This is a genomic window from Kitasatospora sp. NPDC054939 (genome assembly GCF_053610105.1).
On the sequence record NZ_JBSGXP010000107.1, the window covers coordinates 1 to 19,464 of the forward strand.

Genomic DNA, 19,464 nt, shown 5'->3' on the forward strand with positions numbered 1-19,464 from the left:
ACTTCGTCGGCAGGGCCTGATGTTTATACGAGACCGCGGCTGCGCCGGGCCGGGGATGGGTGGGTGGCGGGGCAATTCGCCGATGGCGAATTGGCTTGTCGGGGGCGGCCCCTGGCGGGGCCTCAACTCGACGGGTGTCGGGTGTCAAAGCGGCACGGGCCTGCGGCCCGCCATGGGGCCCATTCCGGCCTGCGGCCGGGAGCGTTAACGATGTGACGTGAATTGTCGGAGATAGGCCTCCCCTGGCGGGGTGTCCGAGTGGGCGTTGACGATGTGGCGCAAATTGCCGGTAAAAAGGCCATCCCTGACGGGACGGCTAAATCCGGAGGGGCCACGTTCACGATATCCCGCGAATTTTCGGTAGAGAGCCACAGCCCCGGGGCGCAGCCTCGGGGCGCGGGTACTCTGCGGCCCCTGTGGTGGCCCGTCGGGCGGCCTGCGGCCTTCAGGGAGGGGCAGGGCTGGGCGGCGCCCTGGCGGGCTCCGCAGCGGGCCGTGAGCGGCAGCAGGAGGGGAGGGCGGCACCTGCGGCGCGGGGACGGGGCGGCGGGCCCGGGAGGGGCGGCGGGAGGAGCGGCCGGAACGCGGCGGGGACTCCGGGGAGCAGCGGGCGGCAGGTGTCGGCGGGCAACGGCCTGCGGCAGCCGGGTGCCGGTGCGCGGCGGGCAAAAGGCCGGCCCCGGCCGCGACGGCGGCGGGAACGACGACGGGGACCAGTCGCTCGCCAAGCCACCCGCCAAGCACCACCGGCACCCGCGCCGTCCCGGCTCCCCCGGGGGCCCGGTGACGGGCCCTCCCGGGGCGCAGCGGCGGCCACGACCGCAGCTCGGCGAGAGCATCGGGCGGGTGCGGCGCAGTCCTGCGGCAGGGTGCGGCAGGCAACTCCCGACCGGGCACCGAACCCGCACACGGGCCCGCACCGCCACCCTCTCCGTGAACCGCACCCGCAACCCTCCGACCTGCGGCGGGACGAACGCGCAAGAGCTGGCGGGCCCTCGGGAACCGAGATGCAAGAGCTGTCAGGAACTTCACCCCCGGCCCCAGAGGGCAGCGCGGGGAGCAGCACCACACGCTCAGCGAGACAGGGGGCTAACCCGGGGCCCGGGCGCAGCCGAGCACCAGCACCTGGTCCTCCGGCACGGGCGGCCTGGCGGCCGCGGTGGGGGTGCCGGCCTGGCGGCCGGACCGGTGGGTGGTGGGGGTGCCGGGGCCTGACGGCCCGGCAGCGCGCGGGCGGGCGGGGCCGGGCCTGCGGCACCGGCCGGGGATGGCGGGCGGGCGCGGGCGGTGGCCTGCGGCCCCCTGACGGGGGTGCGGCAGGGCGTGGCCGGGGCGCGGTGGGGCCGGGCCGGGCGGCCTACGGCCCCCGGAGACGGCGGGTACGCCCCTGCGGGCGGCACCCCGCCCTGGGTGCACGTCGCCCGGGTGCGCCCGGCACCGCGTGCTGGAACTGGAGCCGGCGCCCCCGGGGGAACGGCGGCAGGCAGGACGCCCTCCCCCGAGCCGGGGGCAGCGTGCTGGCGGTGCGCGGGCCGGGGCAGCCGGCTGGCGGGCGGGGAGCAGCGGTCTGCTCGGGCAGTGAAGGACCTTCAGCTGTCGGAGTTGGGTGCGGGGTCTTGGTGGTCGGGTGCGTTCAGTTCGATGCCGCGGTGGCGGCGAAGCGCACGGGCGAGGGTGTGGAGGCTGCCGTAGGTGAGGGCGCTGCTGCCCATTCCGTCGGTCAGGAGGCCGTGGAGTCCTCCGGTGATCTGGCAGTAGATGGCCATTCCGCCGGCCGTGGCCACGATCGTGTTGTTGGTGCGGTTCTTGCTCGCCAGGATCCAGTCGATCGGTACCCACAAGGGACTGGCGAGGGTATGCAGTCGCAATTTGATTCCGGCGACGACGAAGCCGAGTGCGAGGTGCCGGGCGCGGCGGGGGGTGATGACGAGGCCCTCTTCGGGGGCGCCGGCGAGGTCGGCGTGCCAAGCGCCCCGGAGGTGGGCGTGGCGGGGGCCTGCCAGTAGAAGGGCGATCGAGGTGAGGGTGCGGTTGGTGTCCGGGGCCCGTCCGTTCAAACGGCGGAGGATATAGCCACTGGGAGGTTCCGAGAGGATTTCCGCTGTGGTGATTGCGCGCGAGATCCACTTGCTCCGCCGCGTCAGGCGATTTACGTGTGCGTGGTGCTTTCCGATGTATCGCCGGTATTCTTCCTGCTTCGCAGCGTACTGGAGGGCCAGTGATTCCGGCATGGGGCCAGCTTCTTTATGCGCCTGCAGCTGGGCCACGAAGGCTTCGTAGTCGCGTGCGACTACTGTAGTCACATTGCTTGCCGCTTCCCATCTATCCCTCTGGGCGTGGATACGCTCGGTGAGACGGAATGCCACCAGTCTGCCGAGGCAAAACCAGAGGGACTGGAAGGAAAATATTACGGCGACGAAGGCGGTCCCGGTCCAGATGGCCTGAGTGGCGGACGACTGTCCTTCGAAGGAATGGACGGCATTCGCGATCGGTAGGGCGGCGGTGGTGATGAACAGCAGCATCAGGATCAGGAGTCCGAGGCGGCTTTCCATCGCTTTCGTGATCAAGCGGGTCATGCGTGACCACCTGCCAGGCCGAGGAAGCGCTGACGCCGACCGGCACGGGCCCGGAGGGCCTCGTTCGCCTGAAGGCGGCCGGCGCCCGTGAGCTGGTAGAAGCGTCGGGGCGGGCGGCTCGGGTGAGGCTCGGTCTCAGCCCAGGACTCCACCCAGCCGCGTTCGGAGAGCCGTTCGAGGATGGGGTACACGGTGCCGGAGCCCAGATCGGCCTCCACGCAGATCTTCAGACCCCACGCGGGGTCGTCGTCCGTCGCGGACAGCAGGACTTCCAGCACTCCGATCGTCGGTTTCGTCATACGAGGAGTACTCATGACGCTCAGTGGACCACCAACCTGAGCGTTTGTCGAGTACGATCATCGATCTGTCCGGAGTCACCTTCCAGATCAGCTTCTGAGACCTGGCGGAGCCTTCGGGGAGAACAGGGCCGGGAGTACAGCGGGCGGCGCCCGAGACGGCGAGGACGAGGGCGTGCCAGTGCCCCCTGGCACGCGAGCAAGCGGGCAGGCGCAGGGGCGGCGGGAACGGACCGGCAGGAGCAGCAGCAGGCCGGGCCGGGGAGTACCCGCGGCCCTCTGTCGCACGGGGCTGTCGCGGACCGGCCAGGCACGGGGGATCCGGCCCTGTGCCCACGTCACCCCACACGACAGCACCCCCAGCGCGACAACCACCGCGACAGCCCAGCAGCGGGCCCGGCAGGGCGGCCAGACGCAGCAGGCCGGGGCCTGGCCGCCGGGGGCCAGGGGCGGCCCGGGGCCGGGGGCCGGGCACGGTCGCCGCCGGCCGGGACCGGGACCGGGAAGCAGCCTGACGGCGGGCAGCAGCAGAACAGCAGCACGACCAGGGCGACGGCCAGGCGCAGCAGGCCGGGAACAACGGGCACCCACTATCCCGGCCACCACGGCCAGGCACAGCCGACCCGGGGCCGGGGGCCGGCGGGCGGGGCCGGCAACTCCTGGCGGCGGGCAGCAGCCCGGCCACCACCGCCCCGGACCGCGCCGAGGACGGCCGCGAGCCGGGCACGGCCGCCGCCCGGGGACGACGGCCACTCGCACGGCCCCGGAGCGCCCGGAACCCGCCAGCACCCCCGCCCAGTTCCCTGGGCGAACTCCCGCATGAATTCACACCCGTCGAAGCAGCCCCGGACAGCAGTAATCCCAGCTGAATCGATGAGGAAAACCGGGACGGAAACCGGTGGCATTTCCGAGGGGCCGTCAATTTGCGGGAACACCCCGCAGCGGACCCGGCCCCCGGACCGCCTGCCGAACCCCGGCCGACCGGGGAGGCCGCCACCCGCCGTCACCGAAACCGGAGCGCCCCGCAGTGTTCCGGACAGCCGGACCGGGCCCGGCGCATCGGCCCGGATTGGTCTACTAGAACGCGACCCGAGCGCCCTGAACGGTGTGAGGTCACGGGACGGGACCGAGACCGGCCAGCGGCGGTCCCGACTCCTGTGCCTCCAGAATCAACGGGAGTGGATCCACCACAGGGCGTAGCTGGTGCCCGTGGCGCCCAGAGTGCTGAACGCCCCGTACGCCAGCCCCTTTGCGGCGCTGGACCGCGTGAGGCGCCCCAGGCGCCTGGCCTGCTTGGCGCACCACTGCTGAATGACGGTGTTGAACGGAGGGATACGACGCGGCGCGGTCATCTGCCGGCTCCTGACATGAGGCGAATGGGACGAACGTGACCGGGCCCGGTCGGTCAGCGGCGCCTGAAGCGTGCTGACTTGGGGACAGTAACGAGACACGGTGATCACGCGTCGTCCTATAACTTGTTGCGAGACATCACAGACAGGATCAGAGAGGACTATTGGCATATGCCAACTCCGAGGCGGGTACTCGATCCTTCTGACGGACCGCAAGGTGTGTTCGCCCTCGAGCTTCGGGCCCTGCTCGATCCGGTCGACGTCCCAATCGTCTCCGGCGACACCGGGGTGTCCCCAGCGGCCATCTACGCAGCCCTGTCCGGCACGCGGGTCTGCTCCGATCGAACACTGTCCGCACTGCTCCGGGCCCATTTCACCGGTCTGCACCAAACGCCACTGCCCGCCAAGGACCCCTGGCCGTGGGTGTGGACGGCCTTCGCCACGGTGCACCAGTTCGAGCTGATTGATCGCCTCAGCCAGCGGCGCCAAATAATCGAATCGAGCTCCCGATCGGTGCCGCGCGGCCCCGCAGTATCCATCGGCCTGCCGCAGGATCACCGCCGCTTCGTCCAAATTCTTCGGCGCCACCTGCCCAACGCGGAGGAGGATCTGCTGAAGCTGTCCACACTGCTGTCCCGTGACAGGAGCAGTGATGAGGACTCAACCGTTGACAGCGTGATGCCCGGAGGGCCCAAGGCAGGCGAGCGGAACATCACTCTGAAACGCCTCCAGGGCTTCCTCCGCGGCAGTCGCATCCCGAACGAGCGGACGCTGAGTCGCATCATCCATGCCCTGCCAGACCTGACCGACGATTCGAACCGTGTTCTGGAGCTTCGCGATACCGCTAAACGGGCCCGTGCCGCACGTGCCCGGGCTCGCCATGCAGCACATCGCCAAGCACCCGAGCGGGCAAAGGACCGGGCAGAACGGCCGGGCAGGCGGAACCGGAGAGCCGGACGGCGGCGGGACGGGTAGCCCGCGCGCAGCGCGGGCCGGGACCGACGACGGCGGCCCGGCCGGCGGAACGGGACCAGGACCGGGCCCCCACCAGGACGGCCGCCGACGGCCAGGTGGACGACCCAGCATGGACTCCCGGCCAGGTAGTCCACCCCGAGGCGGGCGGGCACCTCGGCATGAAGGACACGAACACCCCGCCACCTCTAAGCTCTCGCCATGCGAGGAGCGAGAAGCATCCACACCCTGCCTTCGCTGCCCTGTACATCGAAGCCCGGCACCGCTCCCTCGGCGGTGCTGATGACACCCTTCTGGGGCCAGCAACCGGGTTCCTCATGGGCTTCCCCGGCAGCTACTGGCTCATCACCGCCCGGCACGTCCTCAGCGGCCGGCGCTCCGACAACCAGGCCGTCATGTCGAAAAGAGGGCTCTGTCCGGACTACCTTCGCGTGCGCTTCGCCGGTGAGACGGCCGTCGGGCTCGAGCCTCTCGAGAAGGACTACGACCTGTACGACGGGAAGGGCGACTACCAGGAGGTCCCGCTCTGGCGAGCTCCCAAAGAGCAGCGCATCGACGTGGCAGCCCTGCACATCGGTAGCCTCCCGGAGACGGTAGTGGAGGCCCCGATGCCGAACCGCTGGCCCACGGTGCGTGAACTGTGGCCTGCGGATCGCCGTAGCCAGCAGGGCAGCGACCAGGACGTCGACATTCCCCTGCGGGTCACGGACCGGCTCTTCGTGCTGGGCTTCCCGTTCGGCAACACCGGCAGCTGGCCGTACGCGGTCTGGACGGCGGCACCGGTCGCCAGCGAGCCGCTCGCCGGGTGGGACGGCCTGCCCGGCTTCCTGCTGGACTCCCGGACCCGGCCAGGGCAGTCCGGCGCCCCGGTCGTCCTGCAGCTGGGCCCTGCCGACCCCGTCGTGATCGGGGAGGACACGATCATGCATGGCGAATCAGTGACCGGACTGGTCGGGGTCTACAGCGGCCGGGTCCACCCGGAGTCCGACCTGGGCATGGTGTGGACCACCGACGCCCTCTTCGCGTTCCTGCTCGAGGTCGCACCGGCCGGCTGGACGCTGGGGCCTGAGGTGCCGGCCCGGCTCCGGCCAACCCCGCCGAACGGCCCGGACCCGACCGGCGACTAGGCAGGCCAAGCGGGTGGACGAGGAAGGGCAAGCGGCCGGGCGGGCGGCAAGGTGCTGCTGGCGGGTCAGTCGGCGCGGTGAAGTCGCTCGACGGGGATCGTCCGGTCAATTCCGGTGATCTCCAGGACCCGGGTCACGGCCTGGATGGGGTGGGCCAGGTAGAGGGTCACGCCTTGGCGGTCCGCCTCGGTGCGGGCGAGCAGCAGGGCATCGATGCCGGTGGAGTCGCAGAAGGTGACGGCCGCGAGGTCGATCCCCGGCTTCGGGAACGCCGGGCGGATCGCGAGGGCGCGGTGGAGCGCGGCGTGCAGGATCGGGGCGCCGGCGAGGTCGAGTTCGCTGGCGGCCTCGACAACCGGGCCGGCAGGGGTGCCACGGACGGTCGCGGTGAAGGGAGGCCCGATGCTCACGCACATTCCCTTCGCTGTCCGGGGGGGTTCGGGTCAGGTGGACACGGCCACCGTACGGCGCGGTGGGGCAGCCCCCGCCGGGCCTGGCGGCGGCGTGTCGCGGGCGCGGCGGGGCGGCGGCGGGCAGGGTGTTCGGCATGTCTGAGCGTCGTCGTCGCAGTCGTGCCCGGGTCCTGGGCCTGTCCGTCGATTTGCTGGGGGCAGGGCCGGTGCCGGCTCCTGCCCAGCCTGGTACGACGCCACCGGGACTGGGCGGCGACGCCGGGACTGGGCAAGCCCCGGTCCGGTGCGGCGAGGGGGTCTGCGGCCGTGTCCCACGCCGGCCTCGGGCGTACGCCGGCGCGGCGTGGGACACGGGGGCAGGTCACGCGGCGATGGCCAGGTCCGGCAGCCACCCCCGCTTGCGCAGCCCTGACGCCCGGCTACCGCACCAGTCGGTGCAGAAGCGGCGGGCCCGGCCGGTACGGGCCCGGGACGGCGGTGTAGGGGGTCAGCCGGCAGCCAGCGCCGGAGAGGGCTACCCGGCAGCGAGGTAGGCGCCGGTCACCTCGGCCAGGTACTGCGCGACTTCGTCCGCCCGCGCGCGGTCCGTCACCGAACCCGGGCCCGGCTGCCCGTACGCATCGGCTCGGGCGAAGGAGGCGTCGAGGTCGGCGGCGTACTGCACCAGGCAGTCGTACAGCCGGGCGGTGGTCTCTAGTAGGGCTTGGTCAGGTTCGCATGGGTGTGGGTATGTCGCGGTGGCAGGTCGGGCAGTGGCCGGCCCATCGTCCTGGCCGCCACCACCGAGAGGGCGCTGCGGCAGATCTGACTCTGCGCGCAGTTGAGGGGCCGCACCGCTCTCACGGTGACGGCCCCTCAACTGTTGCCGCAGAAATAGGGGACGGTCGTCACCGACGATGGACAGGTCGGGCAGCGGGGCGGAGAGCCAGCCTCGCCGGTGCAGTCCCGGGGCCCTGCGGGTGCACCAGTCGGTACAGAAGCGCGCGGAGCGGCCAGCCCCGGCTGCTGGCATGGTCTGAGCGCAGACCTGGCAGTGGCCGGCCGGAGCGGGGGTGGCGAGGCGTTCCAGCAGGCGCTGGACCCGGTGCTCCTCACACCGCTCCAGGGGTTCCCGGTCGGCGGTGCAGTTGGCGAGCAGTTCGGCGAAGGTGGCGCGCAGGCGGGGCAGGTCGCGGCAGCGGGCGCCGAGCAGGGCGAGGCAGTCCTCGACCGTCCAGGTGGCCAGGGTGGCGGTGCGGGTGAGGTAGAGGCCGACGGTGTCGATGCGGTGGTGGTCGGCGTGGTCGAGGAGAAGGTAACCGAGGATCTGCCAGGCGGTGTGCTGCTCGAAGCGGCGCGGGTGGCGGGTGCTCTTGATCTCGATCAGCGTGCCGCCGGCCAGTAGGTCCGCGTCGGCGGTGATGTCGATGCCGGAGAACAGCACGCCGCCGGTGCACCTGGCGGGATCGCTGGCGGTGCGCAGTTTGGCCAGGGGGCTGGTGGCGGCGAGGACGAGCTGGCCGTGGGTGTCGTCAACCAGGTCGCGGTGCGGGAGGGCGAGGAGGCGGTCCAGGGTGAAGGTCTTGGGGGCCTCGGAGGCAGCCAGGTAGAGCGGTGTGTGGGTGAAGCCGAAGGCGTTGCGGGTGGCGACCTGGTACCAGGCCGCGGCGAGCAGGAGCCGCGCGAGGTGCTGCTCCTCCTGCCAGAAGCGGTCCACCGGCCGGTCACGGTTGTCCAGGTCGAGGTCGTGGACGACGTCGACCAGGCGCTCGAGGAGCTGGTCGCCGACGGCGCCCATCCGCTCGCCGGCCCGGGAGCCCATCTGCCGGGCGGTGTCGACGCCGAAGCGGGTCGGCAGGTCGACGGGGTGGGCGGCGGTGAACGCCAGGCGCAGGCGCTGGTCGATCGCGGTGCCCACGGTGCCGGCCCCCGTGCCGGCGCCGGGCAGCGGCCACAGCACTGGCACGTCGGCGTGCCGGGCACGGAAGTCCTCCCGCAGCGGCTTGGGACCCGCCGACATCTCCCGGTCAAGGAAGCGGCGCAGCGGGGTGCGGGGGCACTTGAGGCCGGAGGTGAGGCTCATGCCGCTCACCGCCCCGCTGCTCTGCTGTAGGCCGAGCCGGTCGGCTTCGTGGTGGGTGCGGTCGGTGCTGTGGTGCGCAGGTGGTTCGTCATACCGAGGACGGTAGGAATGCCCGCTGACAGGTTGTAGGACAAGCGGAGCAGCCACGTCACCCAGCCGGGAAGGTCTTCACCCGGGCAGCCCTATTGCGCTCGCACCCGGCCCCTCGGCGGAAGGCACTGTTCGAGGGTCTCGGGCGGGGCACCACTGCGGTCCTGCCCCGGCGGCGTGACAGGATCGGACCGCTCCTCCCGCACACCATTGCCCGGGGGCGGGGCGCCTACGTGGCCGACCGCACCTGTGCACCAGGCCCGGCGAAGGGTCAGAAGCTGCTGCGGCGTACGACGGGCCGCGTGGGCTGAGTACGGCCGGCGGCCGGGACGAGGGCGGTGGAGGCGGGTGCGCTCCAGCCAGTCGGCGACCTGCCGGATGGTGGCCGCATCGAGGTGGCGGGTGAGCTCGCGCACCGCCTGGTGGTCGCCCTCGGTCAGGATGTGAAGTCCGGCCCGGGCGAGGGCGGTGTAGAGCGGGTCAGCTCCCGCTCCGGCGAGCCGGCGGTGCGCAGTGTCGGTTCGCTGCCGGGCGTCTTCGGCGGCCTCGCGAGCGCGGTCGGCGACGTCCTGGCGGTGCCGGGCGACGGTCTGGGCGCGGCGCAGGCCGAGGTCGTGGTCCTGGTCGTAGGTCTCGCGGCCGGTGGTGGCCACCTCGCCGCGGATGCGCTGCCACTCCTGGTAGACGAGCGCGGCGTGAGCGAGGGCGCTCTCGTCCCCGGCGTCGGCGTACCGGCTAGCGGCGCGCAGCAGATCGGACTCCTCGGGCTGCTCCAGCGCCACGATCAGACTCACCACCCCACCCTGCGGCAGCCCGATGCGGGGCGCAGCTGGGAGCGGGCCGTCCGGGCAGGGCCCGGACGGTGGGGAGGTGAGGCGGGGAGAGTGGGGCGCGGGGGTTGGATTGTCCCTACCGGAATTCTCCGGCAGGGCACAACCATTTCATCTAGTGGACGAAGAAACCGAGGCCGTTCAATTTACGACCATCCACCTAGGGGAGCTGATCCCTGAATATGCGTTCCATGCTAGACAGTATGCCCTCGCTTGAGGGCCGACGTGCCTCCAGGAGCGCTCAAGGTCGAAACCCTGGTCCCATGCATTCATGAGCGCCTCGAGGAATCCGGTTGCAACTGCGGTACTTTCGTCTTCGCTGCCGGATTCAAGAATCTCTTCCATCCTTCCGAAGATTTCGCCCATCTGGGCATCTGTCACATTACTAGCATTATTCGCGAGCGACTGGCCGAAATCAGCCAGAGCAAATACCAGCGGAAGGTCCTCATCTACGGTAAGTGCAGGGTTGACGGCCCGGATATCTTCGAACCAGGTTGGAAAGCTCATTTCACACTCCGAGGGCGTTCTTCATGTCGCGAAGGATGTTCTCAGCAGCAGCTCGGTCGCCTAGGCGTGCTGTCGGGTTGTCCTTGAGCCAGTTCTGCAGGAAGACGATTGAGTTCTCGGCCTTCTGGGTATGCCATTTGGCTCCGACGGGCCTTCCGGTGAGCTTCTCGAAGCGGACGGCTGCGGCGGTGCTCCCACTGCCGATCTTGGCATTTTCGCGATACAGCTCGTTCACTACCTTTCCAAGCTTCTCATCCTCGACATAGGGCTTTTCCATCTCCTTGCGAAGGATATCCTTGTACTTCTCAAAGAGTTGCCTGTTCCTGGCAATTCCCGTGATCTTGGGGGCCTCTCGCAGGCCGAGTCGCTTCGTCAGTGGCTTAAGCATTTTGCTCAAGCCCGATCCGGCGCCGCTTTCCATTGTCACCACTGCCGGAACCACGGATTTCAACTGGTCCAGCAGCTCGGGGCCGCAGGTCGCACGGTTAGGATAGCTGTTTGTGAACGGCCGGTCATCATGGTAGTTGCAGTAACCAGCGAGGAGGCTTGCCGCGGGGTCGGGAGCGGCCTGTCCCGGAAGGAGTCCGACAGCGTCCCCGAATTGGTTCAACCACGAGTCGAGCCCGCTGGCAACGTTGCCGCAGTAGTCGGACCCCTTGGCTGGCAACTGGACGCCGTTGAGGAAGCATGTCCCGTCGAAGGACAGGAGGAAGACTCCTGTCTCGTACTCGTGGAGTTCTTCGATGCCGGCGGGCTCTGAAGGCTCGGGCGGGGTGGGCTCTCCCTGGTTTCCTGCTGCCGCCTTCCGGCGAGCCTCTTCCTCCTGGTTCTGCTTGGCTGCCGCAATATTCACCGCGTCTGCCGCGGCAGCAGCGGCCTCACCGGCACTCTTGCCTGCATTGATTGCGGAGGTACGTGCTGCCTGGGCCGAGTTGTAGGCGAGAAGAGCGTAAACGTGAGCCTTCGCCGCCGATGAGCTTGCCCGTCGAGCGGATGTTGCGGCTGCCGTAGCGGCGCTGCTGGTGCTGGCAGCCGCCGCCTTGGCCTGCTGAGCCGAGGCTGTTGCGGTCTTTGCTGACTGGTCGGCTGACGCCGCCGACTGACGGGCCTGGTCTGCGAAGCCCTTCGCGGCGTTCGCGGCGTCGCTTGCTTGGCTGGCGTAGCCATTCGCCTCCGACGCGGCTCCACGTGCAGTGGCCGCAACCTCGGCGGCCTGTGCCGCGTGCGCAGTAGCTGCGGCCGCCGCGGCCTTGCCATCACTGATCTGACGGCGGATCTCTGCCACGTGTATGGCGTCGTCAGCGTCCTGCTTGGCGATCTCGTACTGGGCTGTAGAGACGAACTGGCGCAGGGTCGAGGCAGGTGCCTCTAGGGCGACCTGCGCCGCGGCCTTCACCCTGGGCCCACCAGCGTTGATGAGACGGAGCGCTTCGACGGAGTCGTCTTCCTCGCGGGCCTTGTGCTGCCCCGTTATGAGGAAGGAACGGAGCGCTTCAGTGGTCCCGACGTCAATGGCCGCACTGCCAGCCGCCTTCACGGCCTTGCCGCCAGCATGCATGATGGCCAGGGTCTGGACCTGGTAGTCGTCGGACTGTGCGAGATGCTGTCCCTCTGCCAGGAAGGCGGCTTGTTCGGTCGGCGTCGACGCCAGTGCGGTCGAAGCTGCCGCTCTGAGAGCTGCTGACGAGCCGTGCTCGGTGAGGTGCACCACCTTCGTGCGGTCGTCCTGAGCTGCTGCCGTCTGTCGGCTGACACTCAACCACTGAAGAACGTCGTCGCTTCCGCCGGCAAGGGCGGACTCAGCTGCCTTCGCCGTCCAGGGCCCGCCGGTGGACATGAGGTTTGCCGCGGCTTTGCGTCCCTTCGCTACTGCTTCGAGCGCGGGAGTTCCCGGTGCCGTGGCCGCGCTGAGAAGTTGCTTGGTCTCCTCGTCCTGGCGGAGCGACTCTGCGGTTTCCCAGGCGATCTCGGCTTGCTGTTCGATCTCCTGTTTCTTGAGCTCCTGCGCGGATTGAATGGCGATGTCGCGGTCGGCTTCAAGGCTGGCAGTCTCTGCCTGCCGTGCTGTCTGCTCGACAGCGGCTGCCTGGTTCGCGGCGGTCGTCGCATCGGCAGCTGCCTTGAGCGCCGCGTCGGCGTGCTGGGTCGCTAGGCTGGCCCAGTTCGATGCTCCTCCAGCGTGGGCAGCAGCGTCCTCAGCTGCTTTGGCAGCCGCGGAGGCATGGGTCGACGCTTCCTCGGCCGCCGCACGGGCCTGATCGGCGGACGACAGTGTCTGAGTGGCCAGTGCCTGGGCTGCCCCTGCAGCCTGGCTGGCGACAGCCGCCGCCCGCCGGGCCTTATCGGCCGCGGCTGCGGCGCGCCGGGCCTGCTGTCCAGCAACACCGCTCTGCGCGGAGGCTGCGGTGGCGGCGGAAGCCGCCTCTGCAGCATGAGCTCCTGCACTCGCGGCAGCCTGGGTGGAGTTCAGAGACTCCTTGAGAGCGGTGACCGACTCGACCACAGATTGCGCGACGGCCGTCGCATGTGCTGCAGCATTCCGTGCGCTGGTGGCCGCTTCCTTGGCAGCTGCGGCCTGGCCTTCATCCTTGGCTGCGGAGCTTGCTGCTTGGTAGGCGCGACTTGCAGCTCTGTTTGCCGCGGTGGCGGCTGCGGCAGCAGCGGAGGAGGCGCTGGCTGCAGTCCGCGCGGCATTGGCAGCCGACTTGATGGCGGCCACGGCGGTCTGTGCCGCCACTGCTGCGTTCTCAGCGGCGTCAGCGGCCCGACCGGCGGCAGCCGACGCTTTATCTGCTGATCCCTGCGCGGCTGCGGTCTCAGCGGCGGCCCGCTGCGCGGCCTCCTTGGCCATTCGGGCTGAGTCGACGGCTCGTGCCGAGGCCTCCTTGGCAGACGCCGTCTCGGCCTTTGCGACAGCAGAGGCCTGCCGTGCCGCTTCGACGAGCTGTCCGACCGTCAGCGACTCCTGGTCCTGAGCACGAGCCGCATGCTGCCCATCCTGCAGGAACTCCCTGACAGCCGACGGACCTGCGTCCAGTGCAGCACTGCCAGCCTTCTTCATCTGGGGCCCGCCGGCGTTGATGAGCCGCAGGACCTGAACCTCGTCATCCTCAGCACGTGCCGGGGCGAGGTCCGTAACGAGAAAGCGGGAGACTGCCTCATGCGAGCCGTCGTTCAGCGCCTTCTGGCCGGCCTCGCGGACGGCAACGCCGCCGATATGCATCGCCCGCAGGACCGCTACCTGCTGATCATCTTCCCAGTGCTTGATCCACCCAGACTCCAGGAAGGTTCGGATGTCCTGCGCGGTGCCCGCAAGTGCGGAACTCGCAGCAGCCCGCACTCCGGGACCGCTCGAATTCACAAGATGCAGAACCTTCAGGCGATCATCCTGTTCGGCAGCCACCGCACGCGCAGTGTCCAGAAACACCCGGACATCCTCATCGGAGCCCGTCAAAGCTGCTACCGCTGCGGCTTTGACTGACCGTCCGCCGATCTTCCATTCCTCAACTACTCGAGCCCGCGGACTGAGCTCCACTCCAGCGCCATCGGCGGCATCTGCCGAACCAGCGGGTGCGACAAGACCGGCCACAATCAGAAGAGTGGCGACTGCTGCCACCAGACTGCGCCCCAGCCGTCCACTGACTGAGTTCTCCCTCATTGACGATCTTACATTCTGTTCGCTCATGCCACCTCATCAGAACCGGTTCACTGACGGCAGGAAGGTTACGAGCACGAATGATCGCATGGATCGACACCACACCTGAGGAGGGGTCTGAAGCGTTTCCCATATGCCCCGATTTGAGGTAAAGCAGTGTCAGGCAAGAGCACCCCGAAGATCCCCATGTCGTCCCCAGGTGATATCAATGGCGCATCAACGTGCTGCCGTGTGCAGCGGCCCGCCTGGGGCGGAGCAGGGATTGGCCTTGCCGAGGTCGGCACGCCAGGCCCAACCCCGCTGCTCGGGTGCACTTCAGAAGCAATATAAGGAGCAGACAACCAGTGCGGCCTTCTTCTCGACCGCTGCTTGCGACTGCGGCGACGCTACTCCTCTCCGGGGCCCTCATAGGCACCACCGGAACTACCGCGACGGCCGACACTTCAAGTGCTGCAGCACCCTTCGCTGCGGAGAACTTCTTGCACCCGAATGCCGATAAGATCTTCGCCGAGACGGGAGTCAAGCTGAAGCAAGGGGACGGGCGAATCATCTACACCCCCTGCACCGAGGAAACTGGACTCCTCCGCATTAAGGCCCGATACAAGCCCCACACGTGCTTCCGCATTACCGGTGCACGCGGACACCTCAGCCTTGAGATCGACAGAGTTTTTGGTATCCAGGGCGACGGCTCCCATGATTTGAACGTCAGCATGTCTGTGGGCGACACCCGCACCTCGTTTGCGGTGGATAAGTATCTCTGGACCCCTATCGGGGAGACAGCCGACCCCCAGGGCCGTTTCCACACCCTTCTTGAGATCTCGGCCACCGCTGGCCCGGAGACTCCCACGCCCGGACCCGCAGCAGACCATCCGTCCACAGCCAAGCTCGACATCGGCAACGGCAAGCGCTCCTGCACTGGCTCCCTCGTCGACCGCTACTGGGTGCTCACCGCGGCCTCGTGCTTCACCGACACCCCCGACGACCTGACCACTGTCGCCGCCGGAGCGCCCAAGGACAAGACCACCGCGACCGTCGGCCGCACCGACCTCGCCAACACCGGCGCCGGCCAGCAGGTCGAGATCACCCACCTGGTCCCCCGCACCGACCGCGACCTCGTCATGGCCCGCCTGGCCACCCCCGTCACCGGCATCACCCCCCTCACCCTCGCCACCGCCGCCCCCGCCCAGGGCGAGGCGCTGCGCGTGCCCGGCTACGGGCGAACCGGGACCGAGTGGGTCCCCACCAAACTGCACGCCACCACCCACACCGCCGGCACCACCACCGCCACGGGCATCGACACCGCCCCCGCCGCTGAGGCGGCTCCGCTGTGCCAGGGCGACGCCGGCGCCCCCCTGCTGCGCGACAATGACGGCAAGAGCGAGCTCCTCGCTGTGGCCTCCCGTTCCTGGCAGGGCGGCTGCCTCGGCACCCCCGCGAGCGAGACCCGCACCGGCGCCCACAACACGCGCATCGACGACCTCGGCGCGTGGGTGCAGCAGACCAGCGCCGCGTGGGGAACGAAGGTGGACTACTCCTCCGCCGTCGTGAACTCCGTCTACAACCCCGACACGAAGACCGCCGAGATCTTCGCGCTCGGCACCGACGGCATCCTCGCCCACTCCTCCAACACCGCGGGCGCGGGCTGGACCCCCTGGAGCGCCATCGGCAGCGAGCAGTTCGCCGGCATCCCCGCCACCGTCCACAACCCCGCCACCGGCGCGATCGAGCTGTTCGCCATCACCAAGGCCGGCCGGCTCTCCCACGCCTACTGGACCCGCACCACCGGTTGGAGCGACTGGTCCAGCATGGGCAACTGGCAGCTCGCCGGCAGCCCCATCGCCGTCTACAACCCCGCCAACAAGACCGCCGAGGTCTTCGCGCTCGGCGCCGACGGCCTCATGGCCCACACCTACAGCACCAACGGCGCAGCCTGGGATGCGCTGTCGACGCTGGGCGGCTGGACGTTCACCGGCACCCCCACCACGGTGTACAACCCGTCGACGAACGCCGTCGAGCTGTTCGCGATCAACACCCACGGCGACCTGTCGCACGCCTACTGGAGCCCGGGCAGCAACTGGAGCGGCTGGAGCTCGCTGGGCGGTGCGAAGTTCACCGGCAGCCCCACCCTCGTCGTGAACCCCGCGAACAACAGCGCCGAGGTGTTCGCCGTAACCACCGGCGGTGCGATGGCCCACTCCTACAGCGTCAACGGCGACAGCTGGCGCACCCCCACCACACTCGGCAGCGGCGACTTCAACGGCGTCCCCGCCGCCGTCTTCAACCCCGCCACCAACGCCGTCGAACTGTTCACCATCCGCAAGACCGGCGAACTGGCCCACGCCTACTGGACCGCCGCAGAAGGCTGGAGCGGCTGGAGCAACATGAGCGACTGGAAGTTCACCAGCACCCCCTCCGTCACCTACAACGCCGGCGACAACAGCCTCGAACTGTTCACCATCGGCACCGACGGCACCATGTCCCGCATGACCTACAAGGACAAGGCCTGGCACGGCTGGACCGTCATGAACGGCTGGAAGTTCGCCACCAGCTAGACCCGCCCACAACCTGCCGGCAGGCGCGGCAAGCGCTTGGATGCCCAGCCGACGATGGCCGCCACCCCCCGGGGTGGCGGCCATCGCCCGTCCCACCCCCGGGCCCGGGCACCGGCACCGCGGCGAGCACCCCGTTCCACCGGTCCAGAACGGCTGCGCCCTGTACCCCCGGGAGATGGGAAGGGACAGGCACGGATCCGGTACCCGCCGTTCCCCTACCGCGGAAACGGCGGGTCAGGGACGGCGCCACCAGGTGCGGGAGCGCCTCTCTTCGGGGCAGTACGGGGACGGGGGCGGGGCCGGTCAGGGCTGGAGGGCGTCGAGGAGGGCGGTCTGCTGGGGGCTGAGCCTGTCGTCAGTGCGGGCCTTGTCCTGCTTGCGCAGCCACGCGCCGGGACGGAAGGCCGGGTCCGCGTCGCCGCCGGTGCGGTTGGCCGGGCCGGTGAGGGTTCCGCCGGCGGCCAAGTAGGCGAGCAGGCGGCGGTAGGAGCGGTTCCAGTCCGGCTCCAGGCGCCACATCGCGTCCAGGGCGGTGAGCTTGGCATCCTGAGCGGCGGTGAGCTTCGGGTTCTTGCGCTGGCGGCCGACCCAGGCGCCGACCGCGTGGCCGTCCAGCTTCTCCGCGGCAGGGATCGCCAGGTGCCCGTGGGTCTCGGCCCAGGCGCGGGCGTGGGCGAAGCCACGCTCCCACGAGCGGGCGTGCTTGTCCCAGATCATGCCGAGCCGGTCCAGCTCGTGGATCCGCACCGGGGCGAGCAGGCCTGCGCCGCGCAGGTAGCGCTGGCGGTCCAGCCAGGAGATCAGCGCGCCGTCCCGGGTCTTGTCGGTCGGGTCGAGGTGGTGGTGCCCGGTGTGGAACGCGGCGGCCAGGACGAACATCCGCTGCCACTCCGAAGCGCGCGGGTTGAACGCGCGCAGCTTCACCGTCTGGAGGATCTGGGCGGCGTGCTTGCGGGCGTTGATCCGCAGCCACTCCACCGGCGACTCCTGGGCGGGCTGCTCGGCGTCCCCGGCCTCGCCAGCCCCTTCGCTGTCCTGCGACTCGGTGACGTCGTCCTGCTCGCCCACCCGCTTGGTGCGCAGCTCCGTGATCCGGCCGACGACGCGGGCGTCGTGGGCGGCCAGGGCGCGCAGGACGCGCCAGATGGTACGGAAGGAGGACGCCTCGATCTCCTCGTCGGCCTCCGCCTTCACGGCCGCGCTGGCGTCGGTGATCTCGGCCGGGTCGGCGGCCATCGTGCCGTCGCCGACCGGAGGGGTGGGCAGGTAGACGGGGATGACGACCCAGGAGACCTTGCCCTGCCGGTAGGACTGGCGCAGGGCCCGGCCGACGGCCTGGACGACGTCGATGACCGAGCTCTTGGGGTCGGCGAAGACGATGGCGTCCACGGCGGCCACGTCGATGCCCTCGTTCAGGAGCCGGGAGTTGCAGATGATGCAGCACTCCTCGCCCTCCTCGCCGGGCCGCTCCCCGGTGGAGGCGGTGAAGGTGGCGAACGCCGCACGGCGGTCCTTGAGGCGGTCGGAGCCGGCCACCGCGAGCGCGGTCACCCGCTCCGGCCGGTCCCTGTCCGGGAGCAGCGCGGCGGTGGCGGCCATGGTCGCGGCGAACTCCCGGGCGGCCTGCACCCGGGAGTGGAAGGTGATGACGCGGCGCAGCTCCAGGTCTGCGATCGCGCGCAGCACCGCGATCTGCAGGGCGAGGCGCAGGAGTTCCTCGTTGGAGCGCTGGCTGCGGAGGTCGGCGATGGCGGGGAGGTTGAGGAGGTCGCGCAGGTCCTCGTCGGTGACGACGGGTACGAGGACGCGGTAGTCGGCGAGGTAGCCGTGCTCGATGCCCTGTCCGAGGGTCCAGGTGAACACGGTCTCCCCGTAGATGCGGGTGTCCGTCATGGAGCAGAGCGCGGGCAGCTCCTGGCCGTCGCCGGCCGCGGTGAGGTCGGCCAGGCCCGGCTTCGCCTTGGAGTCGTCGGCGATCTTCGGGGTGGCGGTGAAGTACAGGCGGCGGGTGGCCGGGACCTTCTCGTCGGAGTGGATCGCCGCCCAGGCCTTCCCTTCAGAGCCAGCCGTGCGGTGCGCTTCGTCGATGATCACGGCGTCCCAGGCGGGCAGGCCGAAGTCCTTGTGGGCGGCCACGATGCGCTCCAGGGAGGCGTAGGTGGCGTAGACGGTGACCGGCTCGCCCGCCTTCACCGAAGCGACCAGGTCGGCGATCCGGGCGGCCTGGGTCGTCACCTGCGCGTCGACGCGGCCGCCGGCCTCCGCGCTCTCCAGCGCCTCAGCCCGCGAGCACGCGGCGATCGCCAGTCCCCGGCGCCCGCCCTTGAGCGACCAGGACGCGGCGGTCTGCTCCAGCAGCTCGATCGTCGGCACCAGCACCAGTACCCGCCCCCGAGCGGCCAGGCGCCGGGCGCAGCCGGCGGCGATCAGGGTCTTGCCGGAGCCGGTCGCGGCGACGATCGTCGCCCGGCCGCCCGTCTTGACGGCCTTCACCGCGGCCGCGACGGCGTCCTTCTGGAACCAGTGCAGGGGCAGCGGGTTGACCAGGGCGGGCGGCTCGGCCTGGGCGGGCAGCGACGCCGGGCCGCGCAGCCCGGCCGGGACGTCCTGCTCGGCGGTGGCGGCGGTGGTGGTCGTGGTGGTGTCCACGGCGCGGATGTCTCCTTCGTCTGCCGGGTGCTGCGGGGAGGCGGGTGCGGGCCGGGGGCTATTCGTGGATGAAGATGTGACTGAGCATTTCAGTTGGCCAGTTGAGCGACGACCAGGCAGGGTATCGCCGGAGTTGGGTCGGTGGACCCGGTTTGGGTGATTTCGCCCGCGCATCCCCCAACGTGCTGTGTCCTGAGTGCTGTGGACGGCGTACACGATGAGAGCACTGGCGCGGGACCGGTGTGGTCGCATACCTGCTCGCTGGATGATCTTCTGGTTCCGTACGAGATCCCTGCTCGGGCAGTTGAGCGTCTGGACCTCGGACCGGGGTGGTCGAGGTCGTGGGCCGCGACGTGGAAGGTGAGGAAGGCCGAGGTCGTCAGCCC

General features: G+C 70.0%; 11 protein-coding genes. 3 read left to right on the top strand and 8 right to left on the bottom strand.

The annotated features are described in order from the left end of the window. Positions 1-1,589: 1,589 nt before the first annotated feature. Together ACWGB8_RS26430 and ACWGB8_RS26435 are read right to left on the bottom strand one after the other, a co-directional pair. The gene (locus ACWGB8_RS26430) at positions 1,590-2,576 is read right to left on the bottom strand and encodes a hypothetical protein (RefSeq protein WP_452216092.1); all 987 of its coding nucleotides are present in this window, start codon (positions 2,574-2,576) and stop codon (positions 1,590-1,592) included. Beyond that, complete coding sequence (locus tag ACWGB8_RS26435) at positions 2,573-2,890, bottom strand: PadR family transcriptional regulator (protein ID WP_452216093.1); 318 nt, start codon at positions 2,888-2,890, stop codon at positions 2,573-2,575. The genes ACWGB8_RS26430 and ACWGB8_RS26435 overlap by 4 nt, the downstream gene beginning before the upstream one ends. 1,550 nt (positions 2,891-4,440) lie before the next feature. Between ACWGB8_RS26435 and ACWGB8_RS26440 the strand changes: the two genes are divergently transcribed. Both ACWGB8_RS26440 and ACWGB8_RS26445 read left to right on the top strand, forming a co-directional pair. Then, on the top strand, positions 4,441-5,196 hold the full coding sequence (locus ACWGB8_RS26440; protein WP_452216094.1) for a hypothetical protein: 756 nt from the start codon (positions 4,441-4,443) through the stop codon (positions 5,194-5,196). Positions 5,197-5,354: 158 nt separating this feature from the next. Further along, entirely contained in the window at positions 5,355-6,320 is a 966-nt protein-coding gene (locus tag ACWGB8_RS26445; protein WP_452216095.1) for a trypsin-like peptidase domain-containing protein, read from the top strand. Positions 6,321-6,385: 65 nt separating this feature from the next. Here ACWGB8_RS26445 and ACWGB8_RS26450 read toward each other — a convergent pair whose 3' ends face one another. The 5 genes from ACWGB8_RS26450 to ACWGB8_RS26470 form a co-directional block, all read right to left on the bottom strand. Next, positions 6,386-6,730, bottom strand: coding sequence for an STAS domain-containing protein (locus ACWGB8_RS26450; RefSeq protein WP_452216096.1), 345 nt, complete (start codon positions 6,728-6,730; stop codon positions 6,386-6,388). Between the two features lie 517 nt (positions 6,731-7,247). Then, on the bottom strand, positions 7,248-8,795 hold the full coding sequence (locus ACWGB8_RS26455) for a hypothetical protein (RefSeq protein WP_452216097.1): 1,548 nt from the start codon (positions 8,793-8,795) through the stop codon (positions 7,248-7,250). A gap of 182 nt (positions 8,796-8,977) precedes the next feature. After that, positions 8,978-9,679 (bottom strand): hypothetical protein, encoded by a 702-nt coding sequence (locus ACWGB8_RS26460; protein ID WP_452216098.1) that lies wholly within the window; start codon positions 9,677-9,679, stop codon positions 8,978-8,980. Positions 9,680-9,856: 177 nt separating this feature from the next. Then, entirely contained in the window at positions 9,857-10,222 is a 366-nt protein-coding gene (locus ACWGB8_RS26465; protein WP_452216099.1) for a DUF7674 family protein, read from the bottom strand. A 1-nt stretch (position 10,223) separates the two neighbouring features. Next, on the bottom strand, positions 10,224-13,907 hold the full coding sequence (locus ACWGB8_RS26470; RefSeq protein WP_452216100.1) for an ALF repeat-containing protein: 3,684 nt from the start codon (positions 13,905-13,907) through the stop codon (positions 10,224-10,226). Positions 13,908-14,620: 713 nt separating this feature from the next. On the opposite strand from ACWGB8_RS26470, the gene ACWGB8_RS26475 reads away from it, so the two are divergent. Continuing rightward, positions 14,621-16,429, top strand: coding sequence for a trypsin-like serine protease (locus ACWGB8_RS26475; RefSeq protein WP_452216101.1), 1,809 nt, complete (start codon positions 14,621-14,623; stop codon positions 16,427-16,429). Positions 16,430-16,732: 303 nt separating this feature from the next. Here ACWGB8_RS26475 and ACWGB8_RS26480 read toward each other — a convergent pair whose 3' ends face one another. Then, entirely contained in the window at positions 16,733-19,078 is a 2,346-nt protein-coding gene (locus ACWGB8_RS26480; RefSeq protein ID WP_452216102.1) for a Helicase associated domain protein, read from the bottom strand. Positions 19,079-19,464: the final 386 nt, after the last annotated feature.